At 52.6% G+C, this 6,437-nt stretch carries 5 protein-coding genes; 1 reads left to right on the forward strand and 4 read right to left on the reverse strand.

Features of this window, described 5'->3' with window-relative positions:
- Positions 1 to 6: 6 nt before the first annotated feature.
- From B5D49_RS13345 to B5D49_RS13355, 4 genes are all read right to left on the reverse strand, one after another.
- Positions 7 to 2,292, reverse strand: a complete 2,286-nt coding sequence (locus B5D49_RS13345; RefSeq protein WP_078718217.1) for a PAS domain S-box protein — start codon at positions 2,290 to 2,292, stop codon at positions 7 to 9.
- A complete protein-coding gene (locus B5D49_RS13350) occupies positions 2,293 to 4,089 on the reverse strand; it encodes a cache domain-containing protein (RefSeq protein WP_234990756.1) in 1,797 nt (598 codons plus the stop codon).
- A 225-nt stretch (positions 4,090 to 4,314) separates the two neighbouring features.
- Complete coding sequence (locus tag B5D49_RS14785; protein ID WP_144019501.1) at positions 4,315 to 4,407, reverse strand: MetS family NSS transporter small subunit; 93 nt, start codon at positions 4,405 to 4,407, stop codon at positions 4,315 to 4,317.
- Positions 4,408 to 4,410: 3 nt separating this feature from the next.
- Positions 4,411 to 5,916 carry a sodium-dependent transporter gene (locus tag B5D49_RS13355; protein ID WP_078718219.1) on the reverse strand — a complete coding sequence of 502 codons (1,506 nt, stop codon included), beginning with the start codon at positions 5,914 to 5,916 and terminating at the stop codon, positions 4,411 to 4,413.
- Positions 5,917 to 6,048: 132 nt separating this feature from the next.
- On the opposite strand from B5D49_RS13355, the gene B5D49_RS13360 reads away from it, so the two are divergent.
- A complete protein-coding gene (locus B5D49_RS13360) occupies positions 6,049 to 6,363 on the forward strand; it encodes a hypothetical protein (RefSeq protein WP_078718220.1) in 315 nt (104 codons plus the stop codon).
- Positions 6,364 to 6,437: the final 74 nt, after the last annotated feature.

Raw genomic sequence — 6,437 nt, forward strand, 5'->3', positions numbered from 1 at the left:
CTCCTATCAGGAAGCTTCCCGCCAGGGGAAACGGATCACGAACGTTGTGCCTTCTCCGGGGGTGGACGTGAAGTCGATCTTTCCCCGTTGCCGCTCGACAATGGCGTGGGTGATGGCCAACCCTTGGCCGGTTCCGCGCCCCACGGTTTTGGTCGTAAAAAACGGATCAAAAATAACATCCCGATGCTCTTCCGGAATGCCGCAGCCGTTGTCGGCAATGGTTATCTGGATATACTCACCGTCAAGGGCCGTGGATATACGGATCCGCCCCATCTCCCCGCTGTCTCCCATCTTGTCGGCCACCGCGTGCGCGGCATTGACCAAGACATTGAGCAGCACCTGATTGAAGTCACCGGGAATGCAGGGCAACTCCGGCAGTGCATCTGCCAGCTCCAGTTGTATTTCGGAATGATATTTCCATTCGTTGCGCGCTATGGTCACCGTATTTCGAATGGCCTCATTGACGTCCACCAACACCGCTTCCTCACTGCCCGGATGGGAAAATTTGCGCATGGCCTGCACGATGGCGGAAACACGTCCAACACCTTCTTCCGCGTCCTGAATGGCGTCAGGAAGCTCCTCCCGCAATTCCTCCTCCACGTCCTGAGGAAGTGTCAGCCCCTCTTTTTCCAATTCGTCCCTCAATCTTCCCAAGGCTTCTTTGATGTATGTCAGGTTGCTTCCGACGTATTGGACCGGAGTATTGATTTCATGGGCTATACCGGCGGCCAGCTGCCCAACGGACTCCAGCTTTTGTGCAAGATTGAGTTGCCGTTCCAGGACTTTTCTTTCGGAAAGATCAAACAATATTTGGAGCAACCGTTCCTTTCCCCGAATAACCGTCGGCAAGACCGTCAAGGAAACCGGCAACCCCGCGCCGTTCTCCTGCGAGATACGGTATTCCTTATCCTGTTGAGGATACAACAATTCCTCCACCGAAACGGAACGACCAGATTCATCCCGCCACGTCAACAACCCGCAGTCCCAAACAGAACAGCCGGTATCATCGCCGCTAAAATGATCCCCAAGCATTTCCCTGGCCCGCGCATTCATGTCCTCCACAGAATGCTTTTGCGGGTCCACAACCATAATCCCGGCCCGAATCCCTTCCAAAACGTGACTCAATGTGGCTTCATTTTCCCGCGCCTCGCGCTCAGCCTTTTTCCGTTCCGTGATATCGGTGATACACCCGACAATGCCCAACGGCGTCCCCTCGGAACTTCGATACACGGCCTTGTGGATAATGGCCTCCCGCTCCAACCCATCCTTCCGCAGAATAGGCGTTTCGTATACTTGCGCTCCTCCGTTTTGCACCAGCTGATGATCGTGACGCCGCACGGCTCCAGCATCCGCCCAAGGGTGAACGTCTTCCAGGGATTTCCCAATGATCAACGGCCGCACCACGCCGAAGTAGCGTTCAAAAGCCTGATTGCACCCCTGATACACCCCTTCCAAATTCTTGTAGTAAATCGGCATGGGTACCGCATCCATCAGGGTCTGGATAAAATGAAGACGCTCCTGGAGCACCTCCTCTGCCACCTTACGACGAGTGATGTCCTCCAAAAAAAAGACGAAATGGCTGGCGTTGCCCCCTCCAATCAAAATAGGGGTGACGTGCACCATACCCCAAAAAAATCGTTCTCCTCTTCGAGCCAGTTGCAGTTCGCCCCGCCAGGATTTCCCTTCTTCCAAACTCCACCACATGTGGTCGTAACTCCGCTTATCCTGATCCTTGGCGATAAAATCCTCAAATCGCAACTTCGCGATTTCATCCCATATGTAACCGGTCATTTTGTTGAACGCCTGATTGGCGTATATGGAACGGCGCTCGGTATCGCACATGAACACGGCTATGGGGCTGTGTTGCAATGCCTGCGACAACTTTTCAACCTCGGCTTCGGATTTTTTTCTTGAAGTAATATTCAGCAAACTAAACAGAAAACAATCCTCTGCTTCAAACTGAATCTTGGTCGCTGAAATGAGACATACGACCTGTTCCCCCTCAAGCCCGCGGAGGGCCACTTCATGAGCCGCGACCCTGCCATCGCGCTGGAGCAACGCCACCATCTCGGCCCGAACTTCGGGATTTATGTAATAATTGGGGGCAGAGGTACCAACCATTTGTTCCGGAGAAATATCAAGCAAATTCTGAATCTCACGGTTGGCGTAACGAATGATATTGTCTCCCGCACCGGTGATGACCACGGCAACTGGCATGGAGGAAAGAAACTGCAACGACTCTTCGTGTAACCCATAATCCTTCTCGCCAATTCCATTAGGACAGTCAGCCATTCAAACATTCTCCATGGTTGATGGTGTTCCCACCTTCCGAGGCAAGGTAAACCATATTGTCGAGCCTTGATTCTCTCCGTCCGACTCGGCCCAGACACGGCCCCCATGTTGTTGAATAATGCGACGAACCAGGGTCAACCCCATTCCGGTGCCGCGCTTATCGGGGACAAGCTGTTCAAAAATATCAAAAATACGCTCCAAATAAGCGGAGTTAATGCCTTTCCCGTGGTCACGAACATAAAACGCGTACTCCGAATTCCTTGCCCTGCCCCCCACTTCGATACGTGGAAAAGTCGCGGGCAATGCAAACCGGAACGCGTTTTCCAAGAGCTGCACCAAAACCTGACGCAGACGCTCCGCATCTGCCCAAACATCGGGAAGGGGAGCCTCAATCAGCACAATATCGCGCCAAAGAGGATTCTGTTCCGCATACTCATGAATGATCCCGCGAGTCAGTTTCTCCATGGAAACCCACTCGTAATGCGGAGGTTGCCGATCCACTCGAAACAACAACCCCAGATCCCGAAGCAGTCTGTTGATACGGTCTCCAGCCTGATCCACCCGTCCCAACGCGAGCCTGGCGTTCTGGGTGTCCCCATCCTGCAAAGCTTGACGCAGCACACCGGTAAAGCCCTTGATCGTCACAACGGGATTCCTGAGATCATGTGCTATCACGGCTGCCACGCGCTCCAGCTCCTCGTTGCGCTCCTCCATTTGAACCAATGTCCTGCGACGGTCTTCAAATGCCCGCATCTGCGCAGTGACGTCCTGTCCTTCAGCTATCACCCCGAAGACCCCTCCACGAACGTCCCTGGCGGGTTTTAAGGAAACATAAATATCAAGTGTACCGCCATCAAACGTGGCATGGGATGTCCGCCAACACAGCCCCCGCCCCTGTGCCGCCAGCAAAACATATTTGCGCAGTCTTTGCTGTTCATCCTTGACCCCCTCCCACCATGCCGTCTCCCAGAAAAAGCCGCCCACAACCTCCGACTTGGCGAGACCGTATACTTCCAACGCGGTTTTATTCACCTCGACAACTCGGCCCTGAGTGTCCAGCAATGCCATGAATTGGAAACTCTGATCAAAAACCACCCGCATGGTTTCATAATGTTGCCACATCCGCCTATCAGCAAGGTGCGATTGACGGACAACCAGACCAAGCCCGAAAGAAATCAAAACAACGCCACCAATTCCAATTCCCCAAAGCACACCGCTTCGCTTGTCCATCTCTCTGCGTACATCGGAAAGATACACGCCAGCCCCCACAATCCAGCCCCACGGTTCAAACAATTCGACATAGGACATCTTGGGCGCGATATAATCCGACTCATCGTTCCACTGCCACTCATATTCCACGAATCCACGCCCCGTCTCGCCAACCACACCAACAAACTCTTGGAAAACATGCACACCGTGCCGATCCGTATAGTCGGTCAGATCCTGGCCATTCAACTCGGGTCGCCATGGATGCATGATCATTCGCGGGGTCAGATCGTTAATCCAAAAATAATTTTTACCGTCCTTCCCGAATCGCATTGATTCAATAATCTGTGCGGCCCGTTGCTGTGCTTGTTCTTCGGTAACCATGCCACGCTGCACAAGCTCATACTGTGAGGCAAGTACCCCATGCGCGGACATCACCAGATTTCGCAAATCAGCACGTTTTTGATCCAAAAGAAAATTACGGGTGTCAGGCAAGATAAAACCAAAAACGATTATGAAAAACAGCAACGCCACACTTCCCACGGGAAGCGCCACCCAAAGCAACGTCAGCTTCGGCTTGGTGTTGTTCATTATCTGCACTGACATGCGGCTCCTATCCCAAACAGCATAAACGGATTGTTTATCATAGCATAGCCGAATCCTCACCGCCAGTTCTGTAAACATGAAAAGGGATAAGCAGCAGTCGGCACTTTCCGCTGTTCCCACAACAAAAAAAAGGCCCGGCGCGAATCACGCCAGGCCAACAGTGCCGTTTTATGTAGGATCATTCCTACACGGTAAAAAGCCGGAAGATCGTTATCGACGTATGGCCCGACGCAGACATGCGGCGGCTCCGCCCCAAGTCAGCCCCAAGCCGAAAACCATCATGACGATTGCAACGGTACTCATGCTCTACCTCCGCAAGAAGTTGGCGTTGAGAGTGGAACTGGAACCAAAGGCTCCCTTACGCACCGAAAAAAGAATCGCCAGCACGGCGCAAACAAGCAACATTCCCCAACCAAAGAGAACGATCACCTTGGTAGAGTAGTCGCCATAGTTGGCCGTGAGATCCCCCACCAGGTTGCTAACGCAAACAACCGTCAGCATGGGCGGGACGATGATACGCAGAGCAGCTGTCCAGATCCCGGAAACCGAGAAATCGGACAAGTTGTTGATATGCTTGCGCAGGCTTTCCAGGTCACAAAACCACGCGACAAAAAGGATCTCCGCCAAACCACCAAGCAACACACCATGGTTGTTAACAAAATGGTCCACGATATCCAGAAGGTACAAACCGCCGTCCATGGCATAGGCCAAGCTGAGCACCAGCCCGACACCGCAGAACAAAGAAGCGGCCAGTTTACGAGACATATCCAGCTTATCCATAACCGCGGAAACAACTGCTTCGGAAATGGAAATCTGGGAGGACAATCCGGCCACAACAAGGGCGAGGAAGAACAGCGCACCAAAGAAGGACGGCATAGGCATCAGATTGATCGCCGTGGGCAGCGTGACAAAGGCCAAACCGACACCAGCACCGGCCACCTCGCTGACGGGAACATTCTGTTGCATGGCCATATAGCCGAGCACACTGAAAATCATCAGCCCGGCCAGCATGGAAAAGCCGCAGTTGATGAACACGGTCATACTGGCATTGTTTGCGATATCGGAACGCTTCGGCAAATAACTCGAATAGGCCAACATAATGGCGAATCCGATGGACAAGCTGTAAAAAATCTGTCCATACGCGTCAGCCCAAACGGAATAATCCAAAAGCGCGTTGAAATCGGGATGGAACAACCATTCCAGTCCTTCACCTGCACCGGGAAGTGTCACGCCTCGGGCAATAAAGACCAAAACAAGCACAAAAAGGACGGGCATGAAAATCTTGTTCGCACGCTCTACGCCGCCGCGCACACCGGTGAACACCGCAAGAAACGTCACGCCCCAGGCAACGAGTACGCCATAAAACACGGACATGTTCAGTCCGCCGATGTTCAAGGGCGAATCCGTCAGCTGCAAAAACTCCCCAAAGAAAAAGTCCTTTGGCAAATCGCCCCAGCCAAGGCTAAAAGACAAGACAAAATAGTTAATCGCCCAGGAGACGACAACGACATAGTACGTGGCGATAAAGGCTGCCACAACAACCTGCCACCAACCGAGCCACTCCATTTTGCGGGAAATGGAAGAAAAAATTTTCGGAGCTGAACCACGGAACCGATGCCCAAGCCCAAACTCCAGAATCATAAAGGGAATACCCGCGGTCAGCATGGCCACAAAGTAAGGAATGAGAAAGGCGCCGCCGCCGTTCTCATACACCATGTAAGGGAAACGCCAGATGTTCCCCAACCCGATTGCGGAACCCACAGCAGCAAGGATGAACCCTGTGCGCGAGCTCCAAGTCTCTCGTTTACTCATACACCTTCTCACTTGTTTGACTTCCGAAAAAAAAGAAAACCCGATTACTTTTTTACCGGAAGCAAATAAAAACAGACGATAACGACGAAGCACATCGCCAAAAGGCGTGCAAAATACCCAAAATCATGCTGGTTGTCCAAGGTTTTGAATAGGCGGAAAATCGGCACACCGGGGCGATGCAATGAACAGCCGCACTACATCGAAGGCAATGAGCAGGAACTGCCCAAAAATATTCGCTTACAGATGTTCCGAAACAGTTTCAGCACCAAGGGAAAAGGGCGCGGCCTGGGCACGCACAGCATGAAGCTGATCGGCGAGCGCTACCTTGGCGGCAAGGTGGGCTTCTGGTCTGATTCAGAGTCAGGAACAGTGTTCTATCTGGACGTGCCGATTTCATCGAACATTGAGCCACAAGAAGCGGTCGGAGCGTCCTCTGCGGCAAACTAGCGCTCAAATTGGTTTTGATGCAGGAGCCTCGTGCGGACCAGGGGCCAATGGTTCTTTGAAATCCCGTTTCCCGG

The sequence above is a fragment of the Paucidesulfovibrio gracilis DSM 16080 genome, assembly GCF_900167125.1.
GTDB lineage: Bacteria > Desulfobacterota > Desulfovibrionia > Desulfovibrionales > Desulfovibrionaceae > Paucidesulfovibrio > Paucidesulfovibrio gracilis.